Annotated in this window: 28 protein-coding genes; 21 read left to right on the forward strand and 7 right to left on the reverse strand. The window is 65.1% G+C overall.

What is annotated here, in order from left to right:
- Positions 1-222: 222 nt before the first annotated feature.
- From ACP5M5_RS11200 to ACP5M5_RS11225, 6 genes are read right to left on the reverse strand one after another with little or no spacing between them, the layout of a single operon-like run.
- Positions 223-1,191, reverse strand: coding sequence for an aspartyl protease family protein (locus tag ACP5M5_RS11200; protein WP_427937402.1), 969 nt, complete (start codon positions 1,189-1,191; stop codon positions 223-225).
- On the reverse strand, positions 1,178-1,987 hold the full coding sequence (locus ACP5M5_RS11205; RefSeq protein ID WP_427937403.1) for a formylmethanofuran dehydrogenase subunit C: 810 nt from the start codon (positions 1,985-1,987) through the stop codon (positions 1,178-1,180). Before ACP5M5_RS11205 ends, ACP5M5_RS11200 begins: the two co-directional genes overlap by 14 nt.
- A complete protein-coding gene (gene fhcD / locus ACP5M5_RS11210) occupies positions 1,984-2,907 on the reverse strand; it encodes a formylmethanofuran--tetrahydromethanopterin N-formyltransferase (RefSeq protein WP_427937405.1) in 924 nt (307 codons plus the stop codon). The genes ACP5M5_RS11205 and fhcD overlap by 4 nt, the downstream gene beginning before the upstream one ends.
- Positions 2,895-4,505, reverse strand: a complete 1,611-nt coding sequence (locus ACP5M5_RS11215) for a formylmethanofuran dehydrogenase subunit A (protein ID WP_427937408.1) — start codon at positions 4,503-4,505, stop codon at positions 2,895-2,897. The genes fhcD and ACP5M5_RS11215 overlap by 13 nt, the downstream gene beginning before the upstream one ends.
- On the reverse strand, positions 4,499-5,500 hold the full coding sequence (locus ACP5M5_RS11220) for a hypothetical protein (protein WP_427937410.1): 1,002 nt from the start codon (positions 5,498-5,500) through the stop codon (positions 4,499-4,501). Before ACP5M5_RS11220 ends, ACP5M5_RS11215 begins: the two co-directional genes overlap by 7 nt.
- Positions 5,497-5,868: a 4a-hydroxytetrahydrobiopterin dehydratase gene (locus ACP5M5_RS11225; RefSeq protein WP_427937412.1), complete on the reverse strand. Its 372-nt coding sequence runs from the start codon at positions 5,866-5,868 to the stop codon at positions 5,497-5,499. Before ACP5M5_RS11225 ends, ACP5M5_RS11220 begins: the two co-directional genes overlap by 4 nt.
- Before the next feature lie 123 nt (positions 5,869-5,991).
- Between ACP5M5_RS11225 and ACP5M5_RS11230 the strand changes: the two genes are divergently transcribed.
- The 17 genes from ACP5M5_RS11230 (at position 5,992) to ACP5M5_RS11310 (ending at position 22,252) form a co-directional block, all read left to right on the forward strand.
- Complete coding sequence (locus tag ACP5M5_RS11230) at positions 5,992-6,939, forward strand: beta-ribofuranosylaminobenzene 5'-phosphate synthase family protein (RefSeq protein ID WP_427937414.1); 948 nt, start codon at positions 5,992-5,994, stop codon at positions 6,937-6,939.
- A gap of 15 nt (positions 6,940-6,954) precedes the next feature.
- On the forward strand, positions 6,955-7,854 hold the full coding sequence (locus ACP5M5_RS11235) for a methylene-tetrahydromethanopterin dehydrogenase N-terminal domain-containing protein (RefSeq protein ID WP_427937415.1): 900 nt from the start codon (positions 6,955-6,957) through the stop codon (positions 7,852-7,854).
- 11 nt (positions 7,855-7,865) lie between these two features.
- Positions 7,866-9,011, forward strand: a complete 1,146-nt coding sequence (locus tag ACP5M5_RS11240; RefSeq protein WP_427937417.1) for an ATP-grasp domain-containing protein — start codon at positions 7,866-7,868, stop codon at positions 9,009-9,011.
- Positions 9,008-9,961: a methenyltetrahydromethanopterin cyclohydrolase gene (gene mch / locus ACP5M5_RS11245; RefSeq protein WP_427937418.1), complete on the forward strand. Its 954-nt coding sequence runs from the start codon at positions 9,008-9,010 to the stop codon at positions 9,959-9,961. The genes ACP5M5_RS11240 and mch overlap by 4 nt, the downstream gene beginning before the upstream one ends.
- A gap of 186 nt (positions 9,962-10,147) precedes the next feature.
- Positions 10,148-11,482: an urea ABC transporter substrate-binding protein gene (urtA, locus tag ACP5M5_RS11250; protein ID WP_205216045.1), complete on the forward strand. Its 1,335-nt coding sequence runs from the start codon at positions 10,148-10,150 to the stop codon at positions 11,480-11,482.
- 5 nt (positions 11,483-11,487) lie between these two features.
- Complete coding sequence (gene urtB / locus ACP5M5_RS11255; protein WP_427937419.1) at positions 11,488-13,068, forward strand: urea ABC transporter permease subunit UrtB; 1,581 nt, start codon at positions 11,488-11,490, stop codon at positions 13,066-13,068.
- Entirely contained in the window at positions 13,065-14,174 is a 1,110-nt protein-coding gene (gene urtC / locus ACP5M5_RS11260) for an urea ABC transporter permease subunit UrtC (RefSeq protein ID WP_427937420.1), read from the forward strand. The genes urtB and urtC overlap by 4 nt, the downstream gene beginning before the upstream one ends.
- Complete coding sequence (urtD, locus tag ACP5M5_RS11265; RefSeq protein ID WP_427937421.1) at positions 14,171-14,932, forward strand: urea ABC transporter ATP-binding protein UrtD; 762 nt, start codon at positions 14,171-14,173, stop codon at positions 14,930-14,932. Before urtC ends, urtD begins: the two co-directional genes overlap by 4 nt.
- A gap of 15 nt (positions 14,933-14,947) precedes the next feature.
- The gene (gene urtE, locus ACP5M5_RS11270; RefSeq protein ID WP_427937423.1) at positions 14,948-15,643 is read left to right on the forward strand and encodes an urea ABC transporter ATP-binding subunit UrtE; all 696 of its coding nucleotides are present in this window, start codon (positions 14,948-14,950) and stop codon (positions 15,641-15,643) included.
- Between the two features lie 73 nt (positions 15,644-15,716).
- Positions 15,717-16,466, forward strand: a complete 750-nt coding sequence (locus ACP5M5_RS11275) for an urease accessory protein UreD (RefSeq protein WP_427937425.1) — start codon at positions 15,717-15,719, stop codon at positions 16,464-16,466.
- 27 nt (positions 16,467-16,493) lie between these two features.
- Positions 16,494-16,796: an urease subunit gamma gene (locus tag ACP5M5_RS11280; RefSeq protein WP_427937427.1), complete on the forward strand. Its 303-nt coding sequence runs from the start codon at positions 16,494-16,496 to the stop codon at positions 16,794-16,796.
- On the forward strand, positions 16,793-17,098 hold the full coding sequence (locus tag ACP5M5_RS11285) for an urease subunit beta (RefSeq protein ID WP_427937428.1): 306 nt from the start codon (positions 16,793-16,795) through the stop codon (positions 17,096-17,098). The genes ACP5M5_RS11280 and ACP5M5_RS11285 overlap by 4 nt, the downstream gene beginning before the upstream one ends.
- 4 nt (positions 17,099-17,102) lie before the next feature.
- Complete coding sequence (gene ureC / locus ACP5M5_RS11290) at positions 17,103-18,809, forward strand: urease subunit alpha (RefSeq protein ID WP_427937429.1); 1,707 nt, start codon at positions 17,103-17,105, stop codon at positions 18,807-18,809.
- On the forward strand, positions 18,809-19,291 hold the full coding sequence (locus tag ACP5M5_RS11295; protein ID WP_427937430.1) for an urease accessory protein UreE: 483 nt from the start codon (positions 18,809-18,811) through the stop codon (positions 19,289-19,291). Before ureC ends, ACP5M5_RS11295 begins: the two co-directional genes overlap by 1 nt.
- A complete protein-coding gene (locus ACP5M5_RS11300) occupies positions 19,257-19,928 on the forward strand; it encodes an urease accessory protein UreF (RefSeq protein WP_427937432.1) in 672 nt (223 codons plus the stop codon). Before ACP5M5_RS11295 ends, ACP5M5_RS11300 begins: the two co-directional genes overlap by 35 nt.
- Positions 19,925-20,578, forward strand: coding sequence for an urease accessory protein UreG (gene ureG, locus ACP5M5_RS11305; RefSeq protein ID WP_427937434.1), 654 nt, complete (start codon positions 19,925-19,927; stop codon positions 20,576-20,578). The genes ACP5M5_RS11300 and ureG overlap by 4 nt, the downstream gene beginning before the upstream one ends.
- Before the next feature lie 132 nt (positions 20,579-20,710).
- Complete coding sequence (locus ACP5M5_RS11310; RefSeq protein WP_427937435.1) at positions 20,711-22,252, forward strand: acetolactate synthase large subunit; 1,542 nt, start codon at positions 20,711-20,713, stop codon at positions 22,250-22,252.
- Between the two features lie 7 nt (positions 22,253-22,259).
- Here ACP5M5_RS11310 and pdxY read toward each other — a convergent pair whose 3' ends face one another.
- Entirely contained in the window at positions 22,260-23,114 is an 855-nt protein-coding gene (gene pdxY / locus ACP5M5_RS11315) for a pyridoxal kinase (protein WP_427937437.1), read from the reverse strand.
- Between the two features lie 83 nt (positions 23,115-23,197).
- On the opposite strand from pdxY, the gene ACP5M5_RS11320 reads away from it, so the two are divergent.
- The 4 genes from ACP5M5_RS11320 (at position 23,198) to ACP5M5_RS11335 (ending at position 25,913) form a co-directional block, all read left to right on the forward strand.
- Positions 23,198-24,280, forward strand: coding sequence for an NADH:flavin oxidoreductase/NADH oxidase (locus ACP5M5_RS11320; protein WP_427937439.1), 1,083 nt, complete (start codon positions 23,198-23,200; stop codon positions 24,278-24,280).
- A 152-nt stretch (positions 24,281-24,432) separates the two neighbouring features.
- Positions 24,433-24,975, forward strand: a complete 543-nt coding sequence (locus ACP5M5_RS11325) for a Spy/CpxP family protein refolding chaperone (RefSeq protein ID WP_427937440.1) — start codon at positions 24,433-24,435, stop codon at positions 24,973-24,975.
- A 100-nt stretch (positions 24,976-25,075) separates the two neighbouring features.
- Positions 25,076-25,303, forward strand: coding sequence for a 50S ribosomal protein L31 (gene rpmE, locus ACP5M5_RS11330; protein WP_114913959.1), 228 nt, complete (start codon positions 25,076-25,078; stop codon positions 25,301-25,303).
- Between the two features lie 157 nt (positions 25,304-25,460).
- Entirely contained in the window at positions 25,461-25,913 is a 453-nt protein-coding gene (locus tag ACP5M5_RS11335) for an Hsp20 family protein (RefSeq protein ID WP_427937442.1), read from the forward strand.
- Positions 25,914-26,032 lie beyond the last annotated feature (119 nt).

A 26,032-nucleotide genomic window follows, 5' to 3' on the forward strand; every position in this document is an offset into this window, starting at 1 on the left:
GACAATTCGAGCCTGCCACCATCGCGCGGGCAGAAGCCAAACCGACCCGACAGAGGTCTGCGCAAGGGGCCACGCAAAGGCAGTCTGGGCCTTCGCGTCGTCGTTAATTACGTCCATAGCGATCGCTCGATGCTCAAGCGATCGCTCGATGCTCAAACTTCGCATCGATCCAGCACAAATCACCCCGTCACAGAAAGAAGGGCCAGCGCGCGTCGCTTACGGTTAGTAGTGCGCGGTGTGGCGGGGGCGATGCGGGTTGAACGGGGAATCCCCGTCATCGGAGACCGTGACGAACACCACGCGCCGCGAGAACGACAGCCAGAGCCGATGGGTTTGAAAAAAATCGGCGCCGAGCAGCATATCGGCCGATAAAAGCGGCATGTCGCTGACCCAGATCGCGGGGTCACGATAGGTTTCGGCGCCGATTTTGAGCTTCGCGAAGTGATGGCGGTGCGAGAGACGGCGGTTCATGTCGATGCCGCGCTCTTCGCGCACCGGATCGTGCGCTAATGTGTCCGCCGTCAGGCCGAGCTTGTTCATCGCGCGGGCATTGATCGCCGTCTCTTCCGCCCCGGAATCGAGCATCGCGACGAGAGGGACGCCATCCACCGCGACATCGATGAGAAACTGCCCACCATCGGTAAGGCGCGCTGGCACGCGATAGAGAGTGAACCCCGGCCAGGGTGGGGCGAACGGCGCGCGGCAGGCATGGGCGCGATAGAGGCCGACGCGTTTCTCCGGCAGGTCGATGTCGACATCGAACTGCGAGAGAAAATCGCCGCCGATGATGCCATCGGGTGGTGGGTCGAAGTCGCGAAATAATCCACGTTCGGTGGTCATGATGGCCTGCTTGCCAAGATCGATGCCACCGACCTCGAATGTGTCTACAATGAGCCGCCGCGTCAGCGTGACACCCCCGACCCCTTGGACGGCGGCCGGGAACAAGCGGTCTTCGGGCATCAGCGCAAGCCGATCGGCGATATCATGGGACAGCATCGTCACCCCGGCGCCGGTATCGAGCAACAGATACGCATCGTGGCCATCAAGCCGCGTCGGCACGAGCGCGAAATCGCGCGTCATCGGCACCGGGAATTCCGTGATCCGATCAACGACGCATTGTTCGGGCGCGGCGGCGGCGCAGGCGCCGAGGAAGAGCGCACCGAGCACCGCGACGAGGTTAGCCAGTCGCAATGAGCAACTCGCCCTTGCCGAGCCCGGCAAGATCGCCATTGAAGCGGACGAGAGCGGTTTCGCCGACCAGCAACGCGGCCTTGGCGCTCAAGAGGCTGAGCGCGCGGGCAAGGAGGGCGCGAAACACGTGATCGACGCTGCCAGTTGCGAGAAACGTCGCGAGCGGGGATGCCTCGCGCGCAAATAGCGTGCCGCGGCGCATCAGATAACCCGGTGCGGCGCCGGCGCGGCCGCATATGATCAGCGTGCCGGCGAGCATGCGACTTGCCGGATACTCACCGGCGTCGCCCTCGATCACAATGACGCCGCGGCGGAGCCGATCCCCGGCCCGCGCCCCGGCTGCGCCGCGCACGACGACGACGCCACCCGCCATGCCGGCGCGATGTCCGGGGCCGGGGCCGCCGAGGAAATCCCCGGCATCGCCATGGATCTCGATCTCGCCGCCGAGCAGGCCGGTCGCGGCAAAGGGGCCGGCATTACCGTTGATGCAGAGCCGCCCGCCACGCATGCCATGCCCGGCGCGGATGCCAACCTCGCCCTCGACGATGATCGCGCCCGTTGTCATGCCGGCGCCGATCTCGTCCATCCGGACAGAGCCGCCGGCGATGACGATATGTTCGGGGTCGTCGCCGGTGATGGTGAAAATGTCCCCGACGGCGAGCGCGGCGCGCGTGGTGCCAAGGGGAAGCCGCGCGATCTCGGCCAGGTGCAAGCCGCGCAGCCGGTCGGGCGTCAGGGCAGAACAATCGAGCCGCTGCTGCGGCGCTGCGCGAAGCTGGAAACAAAGCGCGCTCACGGCAGAAGATCCTTAAGATGGAAATGGTGTTTGCCGAGTTTGCCGCCGTAATTGCCGGCGCCGATGCGGCAGGCGCCGGCCTCCGGACCGAGCGCGATCGCCGCCGCAAGCCCGACCCGCATCGCTTGCGCAACCGCTTCCGGCGTGAGCCCATCAATGACGATCTCGAGCACGCTCGCGATATCGTCTTCGAGCGCGCTCGCCGCAAGACCGCGTAGCGTCGGGCAATAGGCGTCGTTGGTGGAGGCGATCAATCCTTTATATTTGCTGCCGACTTTCGAGCCCGAGCGGACGATGCCGCCGGGAAACGGCATGATCGCGCCGGGAACCACCCCCATCGCCGCAACCGCGGTCTCGGCCGCATGGCGCGTCGCCGCGACCGATTTTCCCATCAAAAGAAGATTGCCGCCACCGACCGCGGATTTGGTGAGGCCGGTGGTGCCCTCGCAGACGAATTCGCCGTCCATCACCGGCAGACGCCAGAAGCGGCGGCCGGCGAAGCGTTTGCTGATCTGAAAGCCATCGGCGAAATAGCGCAGCGCATCACCCAATTTCAGCGGCTCGCCCCCTTCGAGTCCAGCATAACAGGCCGAACCCAGGCTGGTGAGGACACATTGGCCGACGCGGTTTTGCAGTTGCTTTTGCAATTCGCCGGTGGAGCCTGCGAAAAGCAGAACCCGCACGCCCGGTCGCCCATCCGGGGTCTCCTCGGGCGCAAGCCGCGCATCGATCCCAGCCTCAACCCCGCAAGCGATGATCGAAGTCGCAAATCCGGTGAGACTGACGGCAGCGGTTTCCGCCCAGGCCTCAGTGTCGGCGGTGATGATGAGCGCCGTTGCACGCATGGCGAAGGCTTCGGCGAAGCTCGCATCGATGCGCACACCGTTGACGATCATGCCGGGCGCCGTCACGTCCGGCATGGCACATTCTCGAACGCTGGCCGATTGGCGCGGATGATCGCCGCTTCGGGAACATCGAAAGCGTGCACCGGCACGCCGAAAACATCCTCGTAATAGGCGGCAAGGCGGGGTTCGATGGCGCGGTTGAACCCGGGGGCGACCCGCAACGCGCGGCCGAAATGCCGCTCGACCACTTCACCGCGCCGAAGAATGAGCCGGCCATCTTTGAACACCAGCTCGGCATTGCGAAACATCGCCGCGCGATCGGCTTGCGGGCGATAGACGGCGATGTCAGCGCGGGCGCCAGGCGCGAGATGGCCGCGATCGCGAAGGCCGAGCAGCCGCGCGGGTGCGGCGCGCGTCATAATTGCGATTTCGCGCCAATCATATTCGCGGGTGATCGACGCGATCGTCGTCATCGCGATCGCATCTTCCGGCAATTCGGCGATCCAGCGGGCGCGGAGATCACGATCCATGAGCAACGCAAAAAGATCGGGATAGGCGGTGAATGGCGCGCCATTCGGATGGTCGGTCGTGAAAAAAATCCGCCACGGATCATGGATCAGCAAAAATAGCTCGAGACCCGCGGCGAATTGCACGGCGTTGAAGAAATTCTTGCGCCGATAACGATAGGGGACGATGCCGCCGCCATTGCCCTCGGCCTCGGTGATCGCGAATTTGCGCGGGCTCGCCTGGCTGCGCGCGCCAAATTGACGCAGCACGTCGGAAGAAATCGTCACCGTCTGGCCAAACATCACCTGACCGACATCGACACTGATATTCGGTGCGGCATTGACGGCCTCGGCCAGGCGTGCCGCGGCGGAGGAAAATTTGCGCGGCCCTTCGGCGCCATACGCGTAGAATTGCAAATGCGCGAGATGCAGACGCTCACCCTCGGCGGCGGCGATGGTCGCGAGCGCGGTTTCGACATTGCCGGGAAGACCGAGATTATTGGCGTGCAGATGCAAAGGATGCGCAATGCCGAGCGCCGCGACCGCGCCCTGGAGGGCGCGCATGATCGCGCGCGAGGAAAGGCCGAAGCCCGGCACCTCATCATCGAGCGAGAAGCTGCGGGCGTTTTCACGAAAGGCGACCGCGCCACCGGGATTGATGGCCTTGAGCCCAAGCCCACCCGCCGCGCCGAGCGTGCGCGCGGCATAATCGGCGAGCGCCGAATTTTCGCCAGCGCGGATCAAACGCAAAGTGAAGTCATCGTTGCCGAGAACGCTCAGGATCGCCTTGTCGATAAACGGAATGGCAGCGAGTTCGCGTTGCGCCTGCAAGGCGACATGCGGCGAAATCGCCGGCTCGACGACGGTGGTATAGCCCATCGCGGCGAATAGCCGGCCGATCCATTCGCCCGGCGGCACTGCCCCGAACATCCCGCCATCATGGAGTTCGGGCAGCAATAGCCGCGCCGTGTTCACATTCGCGCCGGCGATATGGGAATGGATGTCAATCGCGCCAGCCAGCACGATTGCGCCATGCGCATCGTATTCGCGGTCGGCGGCGCGCGCTGGCGGCGCGATAATCCGCCCATCCTCGATCCAGAGATCGCCGATCTCATCGCGCCCGGTGGTCGGGTCAATGAGGCGCCCACCCACGATCCGGGTCAGCACGGCACCACCACCCGCGCGCAGAGCGCCGCGATCGCCTCGAGAATGACCGCAGGCGGAGACAAGCCACTTTGCGGCGCAAACGCACGCTGAAAACGGAGCGCACCGATCATCGGGTCGAACATAATCGCATCCGTGTTAAGCCCGGGGGCCGCGGTGGGAATGACGATTTCGGCGTGAGCGGCAGCAGCCCTTTCCGGCGCGAGCACGGCGAGAAACATTCCTGCGGGAACGGCAGGGGCGCCATCCCCGATCCACAGCACGCCATCGGTTTCCTCGGCGGCGATCATGCGGGCGGCGTCGAAGCGCCAAGGATCATGCTCAGCGCGGCCGCGAGCGAAACCAATACGTGTCGGAAACCCGCTTTTCCACGCCAGCGCCTGTGCTACGCCGGCGGCATTGCCGGGCGGCGGCATCGGCAAGCCAAAGCAGCGGGTGGTAGCATTGAGATCTTCGATGATCTGGCAAAGCATTTCGATCGCAAGCGGCGGTATTTCGCCCGCCGACCAGCAGATAACAGCATACCGTGCCGCACGCAACGCCTGCGCGATCGCGGTAAGTTCGGCGGGGACGGAAACCCGCCGCCCGGTGAGGGTTGCGCGCAAACGCCCAAGCCGCAGCACGAGATCCTCCCCCGTGAGGCGAAACATGGAGCGCGCGCGGCCGGGCGCGAAGGGCGGCGACGCCAGCGGAAAATCCGGCGGCGTCGCCCCCACCAGAACCACGCAATCGGTCATCGCGCGCGCTTCGAGCGGCGTCGTCACCAGCCAGCCGCCGCCGCGCATGACATCGAGATCGGCGAGCAGTGGCCCGCTGTCGCGATGATCGAGCACTGCGCCGAGGGTCTGCGCGAGATCATGCGCGGCTTCAGCGCCGGCGATGTCGGTCACAAGCCCGGCGATCAGCGGATTGGCGCAAGCGCTGAGGCGCGCCGCGATCGCCGCGATCGCTGCCTCGTCCGTCGCCTCGCGGCCAGCGATCCAGGCTGAGGCGGTCACGAAGCGGCCTGATCGTATTTGATGTAAGCAAAACGTGCATCTTTCTCTGGCGTGCCCTCCAGCGGCGGGCCCGGCCGCCAGGTGACCACCTCCTCTATCTTGGCGGCGAGGGCGAAATCCTTGTCGGTAATGCCTTTCGCGGAATGGGTGCAAAGCCGCACTTCGACCCAGGCGTAGGAGGCGGTGATGTCGGGATGATGCCAGGCGGCTTCGGCGAGATGGCCGACGGTGTTGATCACCATCAGCGTTCCCTTCCAGGAATGGGTGCGAAAAGTGCGGCGAATCCAGCCTTTCTCGTAACGCCAATGCGGCAAATCGCGCGCGAGTCGGGCGGTGATGTCCGGCTCGGCGTAAGCGGTCTCATCCATATCTGATGTTCCTTGCCCCGGTTCCGTGCCCTCATCCGGTCCCTGCGGTTGCTCTTGCGGGGACCGGTGTGGAATATGCGTCATCATGAGGTCGCATGACAACCACGCCGTCACGGCACGGCGATGATGGCTCGGGGGACGATCGTCGAGGTCACGACGACCGCGCGGCTCCATCTCGGGTTTTTCGATCTCTGCGACGGGCCCGGGCGGCGTTTCGGCAGCCTCGGCCTCGCGCTCGATGGTCCGCGGACACGGCTTACGATTGGCTTTGCCGATCATTCGATCGTCGATGGCGAGGAATGCGCACGTGCCCGGCGCTATCTCGCGACTTTGGTTGCCGCGCACGGGCTTTCGCGCCAGCATGCGCTCACCATTCGGGAGGCCATCCCGCCCCATGCCGGTCTCGGCTCGGGAACCCAGCTCGCGCTCGCGATCGGCGCCGGGCTGCGCGCGTTGCACGGCCTGCCCGCCGATCCGCGCCAGGATGCGGCATGGCTCGGGCGCGGCGCGCGTTCGGGCATCGGCATCGCGCTCTTTGACGCCGGCGGTGTTGCCGTCGATGGCGGGCGAGGTGATCGCGCGCAACCGCCGCCGCTGCTCGCACGGCTTCCCGTCCCCGCCGATTGGCGGGTGATCTTGGTGCTCGATCGCGGGCGCGCCGGGCTTTCCGGTGCCGGCGAGGTCGCCGCCTTTGCGGCGCTGCCGGCGATGGCCGAGCCGGTTTCGGCGGCGCTGTGCCGGCTGGCGCTGATGGCGGCGCTGCCGGCCTTGGCCGAGGATGACATCGCGGCCTTTGGTGCCGCGATCACCCGCATGCAGGAAATTCTCGGCGACCATTTCGCGCCCGCCCAAGGGGCGCGTTTCGCCAGCCCGGCGGTGGCGGCAGCGCTCGCGCGGCTAGCGGCGGCCGAGGCGGTCGGTATCGGGCAAAGCTCCTGGGGGCCGAGCGGCTTTGCGTTTGTACGCGGCGATGCGGCAGCAGCCGCGCTTGCGTCCGAGGCAGCGGCGCCGGGGCTCGAAATCCATGTCTGCCGCGCGCGGAACGAAGCCGCCGCCGTTTCCATCACCTGAGCGAGGAGCCTCATCATGGCCGAAAAACACATTCTTCATCTTCTGAGCCCGCTCAAACACGCGAGCCCGTTTGACGTCCACATGGCGCTCGATGCCGGCTATGACGCGGTGCTGCCCTATACCGATGTCACGCTCGCGGATGTGGCGCCGCTGGTCCAGGATGCGATCTTCTCGCGCCCGCCCAAGGCCGGGGTGCGCACCGGCATTTTCTTCGCCGGCAAGGATGCGCTCGGCGCCCTCGACATGATGGCGGCGGCAAAGGCGGCGATGGTGCCGCCTTTCGTCGTCTCGTTGTTCGCCGATCCCGCCGGCTCCTTCACCACTGCCGCGGCGATGGTGGCACGGGCCGAAAAATTGCTCAAAACCGCCCACGACGCGGAACTGGCCGGCCGACGCGTGACGATTTTTGGCGCAACCGGCGTCGTCGGGTTCGCCGCAGGCGTGATCGCGGCCTTGAACGGCGCTGCCGTCACCTTGGTCGGTCATGACGGCGCGGCGCGGGTGGAGGCGTCCGCCGCCGAGATCAGCCGGCGCTTCAAGGTTGCGGTCGCGGCCGCCGATGGCAGCACCGAGGCACGCAAATCCGCCCTGGTCGCCGAGTCCGAGGTGGTGTTTTGCGCCGGCAAGGCGGGAGCGCAGATTCTTGCCGCAGCGCAAATTGCCGCAGCGCAAAATCTTCTCGTCGCCGCCGACGTCAATGCCGTTCCGCCGGCCGGGATCGAAGGGCTCGACGTCATGGCCGATGGTGCCCCGCTCGGCGCCGGCATGGCGCGCGGGCTCGGGGCGCTCGCTATTGGCCAGACCAAATATCAAACCGAGTTCGGCCTGTTTCGCCGCATGATCGAGGCGGACAAGCCGGTCGCTTTCGATTTTCGCGACGCTTTCGCGCTCGCTCGCGAGCTTGTCGCGGCCTAGCCGAGAGCGGCATGGCGGGGCAGCAAGCGCGCGCGGTGTTGGTCGTCGGGCTCTCCGCCCGGGCGCTGGCGCTGGCGGCGCGGCGGGCGGGCCTCGCGCCTTATGCGATCGATCTCTTCGCCGATGCCGATACCCGGGCGCTGGCCGCGGCCTGGCGCCAGGTGCCGGGCGATGGCGCAGGCGGGCTCGACCCGGAGGCGCTGGTTCGCGCCGCCGCCAGTCTCGAGCGCGCCGCTCATGAGTCCGGCGACGTTTTGGCTGGCCTCATTTACGCGAGCGGCTTTGAAGCCGCGCCAGACATTCTCGGCCGCCTTGGTGAACGCTGGCCGATCCTCGGCAATCCGCCGGAAATCCTGGCGAAACTCAAAAATCCGCGCCGCTTTGCCGCCCTCTGCCGCGATGCCGGCATTCCCCATCCCGCGCCGCACTTCGCCGCAGCGCCCGACGCAGGCTGGCTTGAAAAACGGATCGGTGGTGCCGGCGGCGGCCATATCCGCGCCGCGCCGGTGGGCACCGCGCCGCGTCCCGGCCATTATCTTCAGCGCCGCTTGCCCGGAACACCGGTTTCCGCTCTCTTCGTCGCCAATGGTCGCGCGGCGAGGCTCTGTTTTTTGAGTGCGCAATGGCCCGCCCCGGGGCCTGCGGCACCATTTCGCTATGGCGGCGCGGTGCGTCCGGCGGCAATACCCCCGCAGATGGCAGCCGAGATGGAAGCGGCGATCCGCGCCCTGGTCAGAGCGACCGGCCTCGTCGGCCTCAACAGCGCCGATTTTCTGCTCGACCGCGACGCTGGAGACAAGGGTGACGGCTGGGTGCTGTTGGAGATCAACCCGCGTCCCGGCGCGACCCTCGACCTTGCGCCGCGCGCGGCACTCGGCTGGCATCTCGCCAGCCTGCGCGGCCGGCTGCCGTGGCGGCTCGGATCAGGGCGGTGGGCGGCTGCGGCGGCGATTTTTTATGCGTCTCGCCCGATCCGCGTCGATGGCGCCTTCACCTGGCCGGCTTGGACGATGGACCGGCCGATGCCGGGCGCGGAAATCGCCGCCGGCGCCCCGTTATGTTCGCTCCGCGCCCGCGGCGCCAACCTCGAAGCCGCCCTTGCCTCTCTCGCCAAACGTCGGCAATGCCTCGCAACCCGCGTGGAGATCGCGCCATGACCGCTTTGTTCAGCCTCAACCAGATGGCCTGGGATTTGTTTACCGCGCTTGAGCGCGATGCCGCCTTGCTGCGGCTTGGCGTTGCGCGCGGCGGGCTCGGCGAACGCCTGATCGATGCCGGCGGCCTCCATCCCGGCGGGATCGAGGCCGGGCGCCGCATCGCCGAAATTTGCATGGGCGGGCTCGGGCGGGTTGCCGTGACGACCGATGCGACCCTCGGGCGCTGGCCGTTGACGCTCACCGCCGCGTCCTCGCAGCCGGTGCTCGCTTGTCTTGCCAGCCAATATGCCGGCTGGAGCCTCCAGGACGGAAAATTCTTCTCCCTCGGCTCGGGGCCGGCGCGGGCCTTGGCGCGCAAGGAAGCCTTGTTTGCCGAACTCGATTATCAGGATCGGGCGGAGCACGCGGTTCTCGTCCTCGAAAGCGCCAAGCCCCCGCCCGTCGCCATCATCGAGAAGGTCGCCGGCGATTGCGGCATCGCGCCCGACCAGCTCGGGGTAATCTTTGCCCCGACCCAAAGCCTCGCCGGCGCTACCCAAGTGGTGGCGCGGGTGCTCGAAGTCGCGCTGCACAAGGCGCATGAACGTCATTTCCCGCTCGATCGCATAAAGGACGGCGTCGCCGCCGCCCCGCTCGCGCCGCCGCATCCGGATTTCGTCACCGCCATGGGCCGCACCAATGACGCGATCATTTTCGGCGGTCGCGTCCATCTTTTTGTCACCGGACCGGAGGCGGAGGCCCGCGACCTCGCCGAACATTTGCCCTCCAGCACCTCGCGCGATTACGGCAAGCCGTTTGCTGAGATCTTCCGCGCCGCCAAAGGGGATTTCTACGCGATCGACGGCGCGCTGTTCAGCCCCGCCATGGCGCAGGTGACGGCGCTCGAAACCGGCCGGACCTTTCATAGCGGCCAGGTCAACCCGATCGCGCTCGATGCCTCCTTTGCCTGAGCAACACGCGGCGCTGACGTCAGTTGCTTAACAATTAGGCAAAATCGGCCGCGCCATGCGGCTGACTGCGCGCAGGGACGACGTTCGCGCGCTCTGGCGGCGCATGGCACGCCCGTTGCATTTTTCCTCCCGTCGGTTTCGCATCCGCGGCTCAGAGTGGCCGCAGACACACAGGGAAGAAGAACGATGGCAAAAAATGATATATCTCTCACGCGCCGGGGATTGGGCGGGTTCGGGATGGCGGCGCTGGCCGCGGCGACGCTCGGGGGTGTGACGAAGTTCGGCATTGCGTCGGCCAAGGCGGCGGAGAGCGGGCCGATCAAAATCGGCATCCTGCATTCGCTCTCCGGCACCATGGCGATCAGCGAAACCACGCTGAAAGACGTCATGCTGATGCTGATCGAGGAGCAGAACAAAAAGGGCGGCGTGCTCGGGCGGAAATTGGTGCCGGTGGTCGTCGATCCGGCATCGAACTGGCCGCTGTTCGCCGAGAAGGCGCGCGGACTTCTGACCACAGACAAATGCGCCGCGGTGTTCGGCTGCTGGACCAGCGTTTCGCGCAAATCGGTTCTGCCAGTCTTCGAGGAGCTGAACGGGCTGCTGTTTTATCCGGTGCAGTATGAAGGCCAGGAATGCAGCCGCAACGTCATCTATACCGGCGCCGCGCCCAATCAGCAGGCGATCCCGGCGGTTGATTACCTGATGAAGGAGGACAAGGTCGAGCGCTGGGTTCTCGCCGGCACGGATTATGTCTATCCCCGCACCACTAATCAGATTCTCGAAGCCTATCTCAAGAGCAAGGGTGTCGCGGCGAGCGACATCATGATCAACTACACGCCCTTCGGTCATTCGGACTGGCAGAACATCGTCGCGCAGATCAAGCAATTTGGCTCTGCAGGCAAGAAGACCGCCGTCGTCTCGACGATCAACGGCGACGCCAATGTGCCATTCTACAAGGAACTCGGCAATCAGGGCATCAAGGCGACCGACATCCCCGTCGTCGCTTTCAGCGTCGGTGAGGAGGAACTCGCCGGCATGGACACCAAGCCGTTGGTCGGGCATCTCGCGGCGTGGAATTACTTCATGAGCGTCGATACACCGGCGAACAAGGCGTTCATCAAGAAATGGCACGACTTCATCAAGAATCCGAAGCGCACGACGAACGATCCGATGGAGGCGCACTATATCGGGTTCAATATGTGGGTCAAAGCAGTGCAGAAGGCCGGCACCACCGATACCAACGCGGTGATCGACGCGATCATCGGCGTCTCCGTCCCTAACCTTTCTGGTGGCTACTCGACCTTGATGGGCAATCATCACATCACCAAGCCGGTGCTGATCGGCGAAATCCAGGATGACGGTCAGTTCAACATCGTCTCACGGACCCCAGGCCTCGTGGTCGCGCAGGAATGGTCGCCCTATGTCGCCGAGACCAAAGATTTGATCGGTGATTGGCGGCCGCCACTCTCCTGCGGCAATTTCAACGTCAAAACCGGCAAATGTGGCGGCGCGAGCAAATAATCGTCATGCGCTTCGCCATTCTGCTGCTTGGCCTCGTTGTCCTGCCTGCGCTTGCGCGGGCAGGAGAGCCCGCCGACGCCTTCGCCGCATTCTCCTCTGGCGATTACGACGCCATGGCGCAAGCGGTCGGTGTGCTCGCGACCTCCGCCGACCCTCACGCCACCGCGGTGATCGCCGCTTTGCATGACGGTCGGCTTTTCGCAACCGAAGCGGGTGACCTTCTGATCCGCAACCCGGATGGCACCTTCACCAATGCGCAAACCGGGGTGCCGGTCAGCGCCGATGAAGATGATCTCAAGAAAATCCGCATGAACAATGCCGTTCGCCGCGCCGTCGATACCGCGGAAGGCGGGATGCAGCTCTTCGCCGCCGATCCTTCGCAGCGAAGCGCGGCGGCGCAAGCCCTATTCAAATCACACGATCCGGCGACATTGCCGGCCTTATCGCGTGCTTTGGCGAATGAACACGATCCTTCCGCGCGGGTTGCGATGGCGCAAGCGCAAGCGGCGGCGCTCTTGATGAGTGCTGATGCGCCGGAGGCCGCGAAGCTGCAGGCGGTTGCCGTCATTCGCGCGCGTGGCGATCTCGAGGCGAGCGCGCTGCTCGCTGCAATCCCAAGCCCGACCCCGGCGGTTGCCGCCGCCGCGCATAACGGCGTCATCGCCATTCAGCGTGCCCTGCAATTATGGGATGTGTTGGAGAGCGTGTTTTACGGCCTCAGTCTCGGCTCGGTCTTGCTGCTCGCGGCGATTGGCCTTGCGATCACCTTTGGCGTCATGGGCGTGATCAACATGGCGCATGGCGAGATGGTGATGATCGGCGCTTATGTGACCTTCGTCGTCCAAGCCGTCATCCGCGCCAACATGCCCGGCCTTTTTGGCGCAAGCGTGGTAATCGCGGTGCCGCTCGCCTTCCTCGTCGCGGGCGCCCTCGGCATTGCGATCGAGCGTACGCTGATTCGGTTTCTCTATGGCCGGCCTTTGGAGACTTTGCTCGCGAGCTGGGGCTTGAGCCTCGTTCTCCAGCAAGCGGTGCGCTCCTTGTTCGGCCCGACCAACCGCGAAGTCAGAACCCCTTCCTGGATGAGTGGGGCGGTGCCGCTCGGTGGGCTTACCATCACCCTCAATCGCCTGACGATCATCATTTTTGCTTTCGCCGTGTTCACCGCTTTGATGGCGCTGCTGCGCTATACCTCGCTCGGCCTCAAGATGCGCGCGGTGACACAGAACCGGGCGATGGCCGCGGCGATGGGCATTCGCACGCCGTGGATCGACGCGCTTACCTTCGGGCTTGGCTCCGGCGTTGCCGGCATGGCCGGGGTGGCCTTGACCCAGATCGACAATGTCAGCCCCAATCTCGGCCAGGGTTACATCATAGACAGTTTCATGGTGGTGGTGTTCGGCGGCGTTGGCAATCTCTGGGGAACTGCTCTCGGTGCCTTGCTGCTTGGTATCGTCAACAAGTTTCTTGAGCCTTTCGCCGGCGCGGTGCTCGGCAAGATCGCCGTTCTGGTGCTCGTCATCCTTTTCATTCAAAGGCGCCCGCGCGGCTTGTTCCCCCTCAAGGGCCGGGCAGCGGAAGCATGATACGCCCGTCATTCGCAACCTTCGCCCCGCCTGCGTTCGTGCTCGGCGGCGCCAGCATTCTGGTTCTCGGCAACGTCGCGCTGAAGGCGTCCTCGCCCTGGCATGTGTCGATCTTCGTCGTCTCGCTCGCGGGAAAATATCTCGCTTATGCGATCCTCGCCTTAGCGCTCGATCTCGTTTGGGGCTATGTCGGCATTTTGAGCCTGGGCCATGCCGCGTTTTTTGCCCTCGGCGGCTATGCGATGGGTATGTATCTGATGCGTGAGATCGGCACCCGCGGGGTTTACGGCAACGCGACGCTGCCCGATTTCATGGTGTTCCTGAACTGGACGGAACTTCCTTGGTATTGGTACGGCTTTCACCATTTTGCCTTCGCAGCGCTCATGGCGGTGCTCGTCCCCGGTGCCCTTGCGCTGGTGTTCGGGTTTCTCGCGTTTCGCTCGCGCGTCTCGGGTGTCTATCTCTCGATCATCACCCAAGCGCTGACCTTCGCGCTCATGCTGGCGTTTTTCCGCAACAATATGGGGTTCGGCGGCAATAATGGCCTGACTGATTTCAAGGATATCATCGGGTTCCAGCTGCACGCCGACGGCACGCGGGACGGACTTTTACTTGCGACCGCGCTTTTTCTTTCGGTTGCCTTTCTCTGCGCGCGTTTTGTCGTCACCTCCAGGCTCGGCAAAATCCTGATCGCTGTTCGCGATGCTGAAAGCCGCACCCGCTTTCTCGGCTACCGGCCGGAATCCTACAAACTCTTCGTGTTCGTTCTCTCGGCGATGATCGCCGGCATCGGCGGCGCGCTTTACGTGCCTCAGGTTGGTATCATTAACCCTGGCGAATTCTCGCCCGCCAATTCGATCGAGGCGGTGATCTGGGTTGCGGTCGGCGGGCGCGGCACACTGGCCGGGGCGATGCTTGGCGCCGTTCTCGTCAATCTCGGGAAGACCTATTTCACCAGCGCATTGCCCGATGTTTGGCTCTATGCGCTCGGCGCCCTGTTTATTCTGACGACCCTCTTCCTGCCGCAAGGCCTGATCCGGATCTTTGCCCGCAAACCCACCGTCACCGCATCCGAAATTCCCGCCGCCAAGGAACGCCCGGCATGAGCGGCCGCATTGGGGAAGCCTCCGACACTCTGCTTTATCTCAACGGCGTCAGCGTCAGCTTTGACGGGTTTCGCGCGCTCAATAATCTCTCCCTGGTTCTGGCGCCGGGCGAGATGCGCGCGGTGATCGGCCCCAACGGCGCCGGCAAGACGACGATGATGGATGTCATCACCGGTAAGACCCGCCCCGATTCGGGTGAGGTCGTTTTCCGCGCCGACACCGATCTCACCCATCTCGACGAGCCGGCGATCGCCGCACTCGGCATCGGGCGGAAATTCCAGAAGCCGACGGTCTTCGAGCCGCACAGCGTTTATGACAATCTGCTGCTTGCGCTTGCCGGCAATCGGACACCACGACGGGCCCTTTTTGCCCGTGAAACGGCCGCCGAGCACGATCGCATCGCGGCACTTCTCGATACCATTCGCCTCACCGAACACCGCCATCGCCGCGCCGGCGATCTCTCCCACGGCCAGAAGCAATGGCTCGAAATCGGCATGTTGCTGGCGCAGGAGCCTGATCTCCTACTCGTCGATGAGCCCGTTGCCGGCATGACGGATGCCGAAACCGCCGAAACCGCGCGGCTGCTGCGCGAGATCAACCGCAGCAAGAGCGTTGTCGTCGTCGAGCACGACATGGATTTCGTGCGTGCCCTCGATGTCAGGGTGACGGTTCTGCACGAGGGTTCGGTGCTCTCTGAGGGCAGCATCGATCATGTCAGCAACGATCCAAGGGTGATCGAAGTCTATCTCGGACGTTGAGGAACGATAGCGATCATGCTCGAAATCACCGATGTGGATTTGTATTACGGCGCGGCGGTGGCGCTGCGTGGGGTATCGTTGCAGGCCGCGTTGGGCGAAGTAACCTCTGTGCTCGGCCGCAACGGCGTCGGCAAGACGAGCCTTTTGCGCGCGGTGGTTGGGGCGCACGCGATCACGCGGGGCACCATCCGCTGGGAGGGCGCGGAGATCCATCGCCTCGCTCCCTATGAGCGGGCGCGGCGCGGCATGGCCTATGTGCCGCAGGGGCGTGATATTTTCCCGCTATTGACGGTCAAGGAAAATCTCGAGACCGGATTGGCGGTTCTGCCACGCCGCCAGCGGCGTATCGCCGACGAGATTTTCGACCTTTTCCCCATCTTGAAAACCATGCTGCGTCGGCGGGGTGGCGATCTTTCCGGCGGCCAGCAGCAGCAGCTCGCGATCGCCCGCGCTTTGGTAACGAGGCCCCGTCTTTTGGTGCTCGATGAGCCGACCGAAGGCATTCAGCCCAGTATCATCAAGGATATCGGTCGTGTCATCAGCCTGTTGCGCGGGCGCGGCGAAATGGCCATTCTGTTGGTCGAGCAATATTTCGATTTCGCCCGTGATCTCGCGCAAAGCATCGCCGTGATGGAACGCGGCGCGATCGTGCTGGCGGGTCGTGCCGAGGAGCTTGACCACGCCGATGTCCGCCGCCGCCTTTCCGTATGACGAGACGAGACCCCGCTCCCAGCGTGCCGACGGGGCGCTCAGGATCGCGTTTTGCCGGCGAGAAGAGAGAAGCGTGCTTGCCGAACTCTATCAGCGCGGCTGCCTCAAAGCGCGCTTTCCCCGCCCGGAGAGCGCGGCATGGCCGGAAGCGCTGCTGCTCAATGTCTCGGGCGGGGTTGCCGGCGGCGATCATCTGGAAACCGAGATCGCGCTCGGCGAAAACACCCGCGCGATCCTGGCGTCGCCAGCGGCGGAGCGGTTTTATCGCGTGCTCGCCGGCGACGATCCGGCGCGCGTATCAACCACGATCACGCTCGCGCCCGGCGCCCATGGGGAATGGCTGCCGCAGGAGAGCATTCTTTTCAACGCGTGCGCACTCTCGCGCCAGATCGACGTTACCCTCGCCGCGGGCGCGGTGTTTCTCGGCGTCGAGATGCTGGTGTTCGGCCGCACGGCGATGGGCGAGCGGCTTCAAGCCGGCGATCTTCGTGATCGCTTCCGGCTATTTCGCAATGGGCGCTTGCAGCTTCAGGAAATGACGCGATTGAGTGGCGATATCGCAGCCCGGCTCGCAGGCCGCGCAACCGGCGCTGGCGCCGGCGCGACGGCGCTGCTGGTTTATGCCGCCGCTGCGGCGGGTGCGCGCCGCGAGGCGCTGCGCGACGCGCTGGCCGGGGTCGAGGCCGGGGTCAGCCTGGTTTTGCCTGATCTTCTCATCGCCCGTATTCTCGCGCCCGACACGCGTGGGCTGCGGCGGGCGGTGATGGCGGGCTTGCATGTTTTGCGCGATCGCCGGAGGATGCCGCGGGTGTGGCAAGGCTGAGGTGACGGGAATGAGGGGAAGCGTGCCATGAATCTGACGCCGCGCGAAAAAGATAAGCTTTTGGTCGCCATGGCGGCGGTGGTGGCGCGACGGCGCCTTGAACGCGGGGTCCGGCTCAATTATCCCGAAGCCATTGCGCTGATCACCGATTTTGTCGTGGAAGGCGCGCGCGATGGGCGCTCGGTTGCCGAACTCATGCAAGGAGGTGCTGCGGTGATCACGCGGGCGCAGGTGATGGAAGGGGTTGCCGAGATGATCCCTGACGTGCAGGTGGAGGCAACTTTCCCCGACGGCACCAAGCTCGTCACTGTGCATGAGCCGATTCGATGATCCCGGGCGAGATCATCCCCGCCGCCGGCGAGATTGAGATGAACGCAGATCTCATGCGGCTCGTCCTGCTGGTTGAAAATACCGGCGATCGTCCGATCCAGGTCGGAAGCCATTATCATTTCGCCGAAACCAATCCGGCGTTGCGCTTTGATCGCGCTTTGGCGCACGGCCATCGCCTCGATATCGCCGCCGGCACCGCGGTGCGGTTCGAACCCGGGGCAGCGCGCGAGGTGACGCTGGTGCCGTTTCGTGGCGATCGTGTGGTTTACGGTTTCCGCGGTGCGGTGATGGGAAAGCTTTAGGAAAATGGTGAAACTTTCGCGTGCGGCCTATGCCGACATGTTCGGCCCGACGGTGGGCGATCGCGTCCGCCTCGGCGATACCGATCTTTTCGTCAGTGTCGAGAAGGATTTTTCCCTCCCGGGCGAGGAAGTGAAATTCGGCGGCGGCAAGGTGATCCGCGACGGCATGGGCCAGTCGCAGCGGAGCCGCGCCGAGGGCGCCCATGATACCGTCATCACCAACGCGCTGATCATCGATCATTGGGGGATCGTCAAGGCCGATATCGGCATTCGCGATGGCCGTATCTCGGGGATCGGCAAGGCGGGTAATCCCGATATCCAGCCTGGCGTCGATATCATCATCGGCCCGGGCACCGAGATCATCGCCGGCGAAGGAAAGATCGTCACCGCCGGCGGGATCGACGCGCATATCCATTTCATTTGTCCACAGCAGGTGGAAGAGGCGCTGGCGTCCGGCATCACCACCATGATCGGCGGCGGCACCGGCCCCGCGACCGGCACCGCCGCGACCACCTGCACGCCGGGCCCATGGCATCTCGCGCGCATGCTGCAAGCGGCCGAGGGTTTGCCGGTCAATCTCGCGTTCGCCGGCAAGGGCAACGCGGCGCGGCCGGCGGCGCTCGAGGAAATGGTGCGCGCGGGGGCTGCGGCGCTGAAGCTGCACGAGGATTGGGGCACGACGCCGGCGGCGATCGATTGCTGTCTTTCGGTCGCCGATCGCTTCGATATCCCGGTGATGATCCATACCGACACGCTCAATGAATCGGGCTTTGTCGAAGACACCATCGCCGCCTTCGCCGGGCGCACCATCCACGCCTTTCATACCGAAGGCGCCGGCGGCGGCCACGCGCCGGATATCATCAAGCTCGCCGGCTTCGCCAATGTCTTGCCGAGTTCGACCAACCCGACCCGGCCCTACACGGCGAACACCATCGATGAGCATCTCGACATGCTGATGGTGTGTCATCATCTCGACGCCGCGATCCCAGAAGATATCGCCTTCGCCGAAAGCCGCATCCGGCGCGAGACGATTGCCGCGGAAGACATTCTCCACGATCTTGGTGCCATTTCGATGATTTCGTCCGACAGCCAGGCAATGGGCCGCGTCGGCGAGGTCATTACGCGCACTTGGCAGACCGCGCATAAGATGAAACTTCAGCGCGGCTCGCTGCCCGGGGATGGTGCGGCCGATAATCATCGCGTCAAACGCTATATCGCGAAATACACCATCAATCCGGCGATCGCGCAGGGGCTGGCGCGGGAAGTCGGTTCTGTGGAAATTGGTAAACTGGCTGATCTGGTTTTGTGGTCGCCGGCTTTTTTCGGCGCAAAGCCCGATCTCGTCATCAAGTCGGGCAGCATCGTTGCGGCGATGATGGGGGATCCCAACGCTTCCATCCCGACGCCGCAACCGGTCCATATGCGCCCGATGTTCGCAGCCTTCGGGAGGGCGCTTGCTGAGAGCTGCCTCACTTTCGTCTCCGCTGCGGCGTTGGACGCCGATCTCGGCCGCGGGCTCGGGCTATCGCGGCGATTAGTCGCGGTTACCGATACCCGCGGCGGCATCGGCAAGCGCAGCATGATCCATAACGATGCGCTGCCGAAGATCGAGGTCGATCCGGAAACCTACGAGGTGCGCGCCGATGGTGTCTTATTGACCTGTGAGCCGGCAGCGGTGCTGCCTTTGGCGCAGCGCTATTTCTTATTCTGATGCGCGCGATCAGCGTTCACCGAGCCGGGCATTGGCCGCCCGGGGCGCAGGAGAGCGATGCCGTAGCGCTCGATTTCGACCACCGCCATCGCCGCCGGATTTTGCTGACCACGCTCGCCGGGCAGGAAATCCTACTCGATCTCGGCGAGACGGTGCGGCTCGGCGATGGTGACGGGTTGGTGCTCGATAGCGGCGGTATCGTCCGCGTCATCGCTGCCCCGGAAGCGGTGCTCGACATCCATGCCCAGCCTGCGGTCCTTCTCCGCATCGCCTGGCATCTCGGCAATCGTCATCTGCCGGTGCAGTTGTTGGAAGGCGCTTTGCGTATTCGTGCCGATCATGTCATCGCGGCGATGGTTGCGGGGCTCGGCGGCCATGTCCATGCGCGCATGGCGCCGTTCGATCCCGAACCCGGTGCCTATCCCGGCGGCCACGGATCGCATGAACATGGGCATCATTCCGGGCATCATCATGATCATTGATCCAAGCGCTTTTCTGCATCTCCTGACCTGGCTGTCCCCAGCGTTTCCCACCGGCGCATTCGCCTATTCGCACGGGCTGGAATGGGCGGTCGGCGCGGGCGATGTCACAGACGGCGAAAGCCTCCGCGCCTGGCTCGCGGATTTGCTTCATCACGGCAGCGGGCGCAACGATGCCATTCTGCTGCGCACCGCCCATCGGGCCAGCGCGAACCCCATGCGGCTTGAGGAGATCGCGGCGATCGGCGCAGCAATCGCGCCTGCCGCCGAGCGGCGCGCCGAGACGCTGACGCAAGGCGCCGCTTTCGCTAAGGCAGCGGCGCCATGGGGCGGCAGTGTCGCAGCCCCTTTGCCTGTCGCACTCGGCGTGCTTGCGGCGCGACATGGAATCGGCGAGGACGCGGCGGTGATCGGTTATCTCCATGCCTTTGCCGCCAATCTCGTCTCCGCTGGCGTCCGGCTGATCCCGCTCGGCCAATCGGCAGGGCTTGCGGTGCTGGCAGCCCTTGAGCAAGGTCTTCTCGAGATCGCGTTCGAAAGCCGTGGCCAGGATCTCGATGATCTCGGCGGCGTTTGTTTTCGTGCTGATATCGCGGCGATGCGCCATGAAACCCAATATACGAGGTTGTTCCGCTCATGAGCCCGTCTCCCACTGCCCCCTCCCCCACTAGCCCCTCTCCCACTGGCCCGCTGCGTGTTGGCATCGGCGGCCCCGTCGGCAGTGGCAAAACCGCGCTGATGGACGCGCTCTGCCGCCAGTTCCGTGACCGTTTCGAAATCGCTGCCATCACCAACGATATTTACACGAAGGAGGACGCGGAATTCCTCACCCGCGCCGGCTCGCTCACCAGCGACCGCATTCTCGGCATCGAGACCGGCGGCTGCCCGCATACCGCGATCCGGGAAGACGCCTCGATCAATCTTGCGGGTGTTGCCGATCTTAGGGAGCGTTTTCCGCGCCTTGATCTCATCCTGATCGAAAGCGGCGGCGACAATCTTGCGGCGACCTTCAGCCCGGAACTCGCCGATATCACAATCTATGTCATCGATGTTTCGGCCGGCGATAAAATTCCGCGCAAGGGCGGCCCCGGCATCACCCGCAGCGATCTCCTGGTGATCAACAAAACCGATCTCGCGCCGTTTGTCGGCGCCAGTCTTGCGGTGATGGATCGTGATGCGCGCAAGATGCGTGGCGAGCGGCCTTTCGTTTTCGCCAATGTGCGCGCGGGGCGCGGCGTTGCCGAGATCGCCACCTTCATCGAACGCGCTGGCGGGCTCGGGGCACCTTGAAATGTAAATTTGCCCCGTTTTCTGGGAGTTGCCGTGTCCTCGGCATAGGGGAAAAGTTTTTTGGTTCTTTTTTTCAAAACAAAGAACACCCTTCTTGCCTGACACTATCGCGAAATAATGGATGGAAACGACATGAATGGCGCGGAAAGTCTGGTGCATACGCTGCTCGCCTGCGGCGTCGATACCTGTTTTGCCAATCCCGGCACGAGTGAGATGCATTTCGTCGCCGCCCTCGATCGCATTCCCGGCATGCGCTCGGTGCTCGGCCTGTTTGAGGGGGTGGTAACGGGTGCGGCCGACGGGTATGGGCGCATGATGGGAAAGCCCGCCGCCTGTCTTCTCCATTGCGGCCCCGGCCTCGCCAATGGCCTCGCTAATCTCCATAACGCGCGACGCGCGAGGACACCGCTGGTTGCCATTATCGGCGATCAGGCAACCTATCATCGCCCGCTCGATGCGCCGCTGACCGCCGATACCGAGGGCTGGGCGCGGCCGGTCTCGGGGTTTGTGCGCACCGCGACCGCGGCGGCCGAGGTCGGGCGATGTGCCGCGGCGGCGGTGCAAGCGGCGCTGACCGCGCCGGGCCAGATCGCGAGCCTGATCCTGCCCGCCGATACCGCCTGGGACGAAGGCGGGATCGTCGCCGCGCCGCTCCCTGTCCCGCCGCCGGCCGCGGTCGATCCCGGCGCCGTGCACCATGCCGCGCGGGTGTTGCGCCGGGGCGAGCCGGCGATGCTGCTGCTCGGCAGCAAAGCCCTCCTTGCCGCCCCGCTCGAAGACGCGGCGCGGATCGCTGCGGCGAGCGGGGCGCGTTTGCTCGCGCAGCAGCAGAATGGCCGGGTCGCGCGTGGGCGCGGGCGGGTCGCGATCGGGCGCATTCCTTATCCGCTCGACCAGGCACTGGCGGCGCTGGCTGGCATTCGCCATCTGATCCTGGTTGGGGCAACCCCGCCGGTGTCGTTTTTCGCCTATCCCGGCCGGCCGAACCGGCTCGCGCCGCCCGATTGCGAGATCCATGTCCTCGCCCGCCCCGAGCAGGATGGGCCGGCGGCGCTCGCGGCACTGGCCGACGAACTCGGCGCCACGGCGGCGCCGGCGGCGGCTGATCTTCCGCCGCTTTCGCCGGTGCGTGGGGCGCTGACGCCGGAAAGCGGCGCTGAGACCATCCTCGCCCATCTCCCTGAGAATGCGGTGGTGATCGACGAGGCGGGGAGTTTTGGGCGCGGGATTTTCGCGCAATCCTATCGCGCCGCCCCGCATGACTGGCTGCAACTGACGGGTGGCGCGATCGGCGATGGCCTGCCGATGGCGGTCGGGGCGGCGATCGGCGCGCCGGGGCGGCGGGTGATTTCGCTGCAGGCGGATGGCTCGGCGATGTACACCCTGCAAGCGCTCTGGACCCAGGCTCGCGAGCGGCTCGATGTCACCACGATCGTTTTCGCCAACCGCCGCTATGCCATCCTGCTCGGGGAATTGGCCAATGTCGGCGCTAATCCCGGCCCGCGCGCGCTCGGCATGATGAGCCTCGACGATCCCGATCTCGATTGGGTCAAGCTTGCCGGCGGCATGGGGGTGGAAGCGGCAGCGGCCGAGGATGGTGCCCGGTTCAGCGATCTTCTCGCCTACGCCGAGACCAGGCGGGGGCCGTTCCTGATCGCGCTTTCGGTACCATAGCCGCCGCTTAGCACGGTTCGGCGGGAAAATTGTGCCGGGGCGTCGCGAGGGCGTCCTGTGCCGCGACGAGGGCCAGTTCACGCGCGGCGCCGGTCGCCTCGAGAACCGCGAACAGCCGTGCCACCATCGCCGAAAGCGCCGCCGGGCCGTTTCGCGTGCGCAGAAATTCGAGGAAAAATAGCGCCGCCGCGAGGTCGCCGGCGCCGCTCGCGGCGAGTGGGAGCTTCGGCGTTCGCACCCGAAAACATGTCTCCCCATCCGCAAGCAAGCACTCGATCGCCGCCGCAGGCGCCTCGGCGAGGGCAAGACCCGTCGCGAGCACGAGGCGCGGCCCACCCGGGCGAAGCCTGGCTGCCAAGCGCATCGCTGCCTTTCTCGCCGCGGCGAAATCGGCGATCGGAGTCCCGCTCAAAAGGCCGAGTTCGAACGGGTTCGGTGTTACGAGATCGGCCATCGGCAGCGCTTTTGCGGCCAAAATTTCGGCAATGCCGGGGCGAACATAGACGCGGCCATGATCGCCGATCACCGGATCGCAGGCATAGAGGGCGCCGGGGCTCTGCGCTCTGGCGCGCATAACCGCCGCCAGCACCGCGTCCGCGGTCTCGGCGCTGCCGAGATAGCCGGAGAGCACGCCGTCCAACCCATCGAGCGCGCCGATCGCTTCCATCCCTTCGGTGAGAGCGGTGATTTCGGCCGGCGCGCTGATTTCGCCGCGGAAGCTGCCATAGCCGGGATGGTTGGAAAATCGCACCGTTCCCACCAGCGCAACCTCGGCGCCGAGGCGCGCTAAGGGGAAAGCCTGCGCGCATGCGCCGACATGACCATGCGCGACCGAGGAGTTGAAAAGCAGGATACGGGTCATCGGCGCCCGCCCTTGTCACGCCGGAGCCGGTATCCTATCGGAAAACTCAGCATGCTGCCCCTTTTTCGAGGAAGCCACGCCCCATGAGCGCCGTCCCGCATTTGTTTCAGCCCGTCACTTTCCGCTCGGTCACCGCCCGCAACCGCATCACGGTCTCGCCGATGTGCCAGTACAGCGCCGAAGACGGCCTCGGCAATGATTGGCACATCCAGAATCTCGGCGCCAAGGCGGCGGGTGGCGCCGGCATCGTTTTCACCGAGGCGACCCATGTCTCGGCGATCGGGCGTATCACCCCGGGCTGCCTCGGCCTATGGAACGACGCACAGGAGGCGTTTTTGGCCCGCCTCGCCGCGCTGATCAGCCGCCTCGGCGCGGTGCCGGCGATCCAGATCGCCCATGCCGGGCGCAAGGCGAGTGTGACCCCGCCCTGGGAGGGCAACAAGCCGATCCCCCATACCGCCGGCGGCTGGACGCCGCTCGCCCCGAGCGCCATCCCGTTTGGCGAGGGCTACACCATTCCCGAGGCGCTGCGCCCCGGCCAAATCGCCGAGATCGTCGGGCAGTTCGCCGCGACCGCCCGGATGGCGCGTCGCGCCGGCTTCAAGATCGCCGAAATCCATGCCGCCCACGGCTATCTTCTCCATTCTTTCCTCTCGCCGCTCGCCAATCACCGAGACGATTCCTATGGCGGCGATCTCGCCGGGCGGTCGCGGGCGCTGATGGAGGTGATCGACGCGGTGCGCAGCGAATGGCCGGCGGAATTGCCGCTTTTCGTCCGCCTCTCGTGCACCGATTGGGTTGAGGGCGGGTTCACGATCGAGGAAGCGGTGACGCTGGCCAAACGCCTCAAGGCGCGTGGCGACGTCGATTTGATCGATTGCTCCTCAGGCGGGGCGTCGCCGGCGCAGCGCATTCCCTCCCTCCATCCCGGCTATCAGGTGCCGTTCGCCGAGCGGATCCGGCATGAAGCCGGGATCGCCACCGGCGCCGTCGGCTTGATCCGCGACCCGTTCCATGCCGAGGAAATTCTCGGCAATGGCCGCGCCGATCTCGTCTTCCTTGCTCGCGCGCTCCTCGCCGATCCCGCCTGGCCGCAGCGCGCGGCGCGCAGCCTCGGCCTCACCCCGGAGCTGCCGCCCCAGTATCAGCGCGCGCACCTGCCCTGAGCGTGGCGCCGCCCTAGCGCCGGCACTGGCGGATACCCGCAACAGTTTGAAACGGGCGACACTGGCTTGCGTTACAGTCTTCGGGCATGCTCCCGCCGCCGCCGGCGTCAGGCCTCGCCTCGACGACGCGGATCAATAGATGGAGAGAACACATGACAGGCTCGTCACTCGCACTTCGGCTGCGTGCTTTGACCTTCTCGCTCGCGGCCCTTGCCGCCCCGCTCGCGACGGTGCCGGCGTTCGCTCAGCAAATGGGGATGCCGGAAGGACAGGGCATGCCACAACAAGGCATGCCGAACACCAAGCGTGACCCGATGGAGCGGGTGAACCAGCAAATCACGCAGCTCCACCAAACCCTCAAAATCACCGCTGCGCAAGAGCCGCAATGGGAGGCCTTGGCCAGGGTGATGCGCGAGAATGCCGCCGATATGGAGACGCTGTTCAAAGAGCGGGCCAGCCATTTCGACCAGATGAACGCGGTCGAAAGCCTGAAATCCTATGAGCGGATCGCCGAGGCCCATGTCAGCAACATGCATCGTCTGATCCCGGCCTTCACTTCGCTTTATGAGGTGCTATCGCCCGAACAGCGCAAGGCCGCCGACGCCTCTTTCCGCTATCAGGAGGCGCGACGCAAGGCCCGGATGCAGGGCGGCCAAATGCCGCAGATGCCGATGAACCAGCCGAACCAGAATTGACCTGAACCCGCCGCCGCCGGCTTGCCCGCCGGCGGCGGCGGCGCTATGACGCTCGCCGCGCCTGCCGGTCGGTATCGGCGGGGCAGCTATGGAGCGTGCGATGAAACAGGGCATTCACCCCGATTACCATGAGATCAATGTCGTCATGACCGACGGCACCCAGTTCACCACCCGCTCGACCTGGGGCAAAGCCGGCGACACCCTCCGGCTCGACATCGACCCGAAATCCCATCCCGCCTGGACCGGCGTGCAGCGCATCGTCGATACCGGCGGCCAGGTTGCGAAGTTCAACAAGAAATTCGCCGGGATCGGCCTCAAGCGCGGCTGAAAATAGCCGTTTGCCTCGCATGCGGGGCTCTTGAAGGAAGCGCGATTTTACCCATATCCCGAGCTGCCGGGGTGCCCGTTTGGGGTTCCGGTGTCTGCATCGGCTGGCCCGACCGGGCGGCCAGAGTGAAACCTTGCTGGATATTGGAGGTTGTTCAATGACTGGGTTCGATTTCGCGCCGCTGTTCCGCACCGCCATCGGCTTCGACCGTTTGGCGCAGTTGATGGATAGCGCTCAGGCTGGGGCCGAAGCCTCGTCCTACCCGCCTTACAACATCGAGAAACTGGCCGAAGATCAATACCGCATCACCATGGCGGTGGCGGGCTTCGCGCAGGAAGATCTGGAAATCACCATCAAGGAAAACGCGCTCTCCGTCGCGGGACGCGTGGCGAAGGATGGGCCGCAAACAGAAATTCTGTACCGCGGGATCGCCGGGCGGCCGTTCGAGCGCCGTTTCGTGCTGGCCGATCATCTCGTCGTCGAGGGGGCGGAGCTGAAAAACGGCCTTCTCCACATCAATTTGAAGCGTGTCGTGCCGGAAAGCCTGAAGCCACGCCAGGTGCCGATCCAGGCCGGTGAGGCGCCGCGCACGCTGGTCCACGCAGCCTGATTCCCTCTTCTCGGACCGGGCAGCGCCATCGGCGCTGCCCGTTACGTCTGAGCGGGGATAAGTTTTTGGGTTCTTTTTTTTAAAAAAGAACTGATCGGCCTCCTAAGATTAGGACTACT

It is taken from the genome of Acidibrevibacterium sp., assembly GCF_049965395.1.
Classification (GTDB): Bacteria; Pseudomonadota; Alphaproteobacteria; order Acetobacterales; family Acetobacteraceae; genus Acidibrevibacterium; species Acidibrevibacterium fodinaquatile.

Coding starts and splice junctions, on each gene's coding strand:
- urtD (WP_427937421.1), top strand. CDS start 14,171: ATGAGCGGCCGCATTGGGGAAGCCTCCGACACTCTGCTTTATCTCAAC.
- ACP5M5_RS11225 (WP_427937412.1), bottom strand. CDS start 5,868: ATGGATGAGACCGCTTACGCCGAGCCGGACATCACCGCCCGACTCGCG.
- urtE (WP_427937423.1), top strand. CDS start 14,948: ATGCTCGAAATCACCGATGTGGATTTGTATTACGGCGCGGCGGTGGCG.
- ACP5M5_RS11285 (WP_427937428.1), top strand. CDS start 16,793: ATGATCCCGGGCGAGATCATCCCCGCCGCCGGCGAGATTGAGATGAAC.
- ACP5M5_RS11295 (WP_427937430.1), top strand. CDS start 18,809: ATGCGCGCGATCAGCGTTCACCGAGCCGGGCATTGGCCGCCCGGGGCG.
- mch (WP_427937418.1), top strand. CDS start 9,008: ATGACCGCTTTGTTCAGCCTCAACCAGATGGCCTGGGATTTGTTTACC.
- ACP5M5_RS11230 (WP_427937414.1), top strand. CDS start 5,992: ATGATGGCTCGGGGGACGATCGTCGAGGTCACGACGACCGCGCGGCTC.
- ACP5M5_RS11240 (WP_427937417.1), top strand. CDS start 7,866: ATGGCGGGGCAGCAAGCGCGCGCGGTGTTGGTCGTCGGGCTCTCCGCC.
- ACP5M5_RS11320 (WP_427937439.1), top strand. CDS start 23,198: ATGAGCGCCGTCCCGCATTTGTTTCAGCCCGTCACTTTCCGCTCGGTC.
- ACP5M5_RS11300 (WP_427937432.1), top strand. CDS start 19,257: ATGGGCATCATTCCGGGCATCATCATGATCATTGATCCAAGCGCTTTT.
- ACP5M5_RS11325 (WP_427937440.1), top strand. CDS start 24,433: ATGACAGGCTCGTCACTCGCACTTCGGCTGCGTGCTTTGACCTTCTCG.
- ACP5M5_RS11235 (WP_427937415.1), top strand. CDS start 6,955: ATGGCCGAAAAACACATTCTTCATCTTCTGAGCCCGCTCAAACACGCG.
- ACP5M5_RS11280 (WP_427937427.1), top strand. CDS start 16,494: ATGAATCTGACGCCGCGCGAAAAAGATAAGCTTTTGGTCGCCATGGCG.
- ureG (WP_427937434.1), top strand. CDS start 19,925: ATGAGCCCGTCTCCCACTGCCCCCTCCCCCACTAGCCCCTCTCCCACT.
- pdxY (WP_427937437.1), bottom strand. CDS start 23,114: ATGACCCGTATCCTGCTTTTCAACTCCTCGGTCGCGCATGGTCATGTC.
- ACP5M5_RS11335 (WP_427937442.1), top strand. CDS start 25,461: ATGACTGGGTTCGATTTCGCGCCGCTGTTCCGCACCGCCATCGGCTTC.
- rpmE (WP_114913959.1), top strand. CDS start 25,076: ATGAAACAGGGCATTCACCCCGATTACCATGAGATCAATGTCGTCATG.
- urtB (WP_427937419.1), top strand. CDS start 11,488: ATGCGCTTCGCCATTCTGCTGCTTGGCCTCGTTGTCCTGCCTGCGCTT.
- ureC (WP_427937429.1), top strand. CDS start 17,103: ATGGTGAAACTTTCGCGTGCGGCCTATGCCGACATGTTCGGCCCGACG.
- urtC (WP_427937420.1), top strand. CDS start 13,065: ATGATACGCCCGTCATTCGCAACCTTCGCCCCGCCTGCGTTCGTGCTC.
- fhcD (WP_427937405.1), bottom strand. CDS start 2,907: ATGCCGGACGTGACGGCGCCCGGCATGATCGTCAACGGTGTGCGCATC.
- ACP5M5_RS11310 (WP_427937435.1), top strand. CDS start 20,711: ATGAATGGCGCGGAAAGTCTGGTGCATACGCTGCTCGCCTGCGGCGTC.
- urtA (WP_205216045.1), top strand. CDS start 10,148: ATGGCAAAAAATGATATATCTCTCACGCGCCGGGGATTGGGCGGGTTC.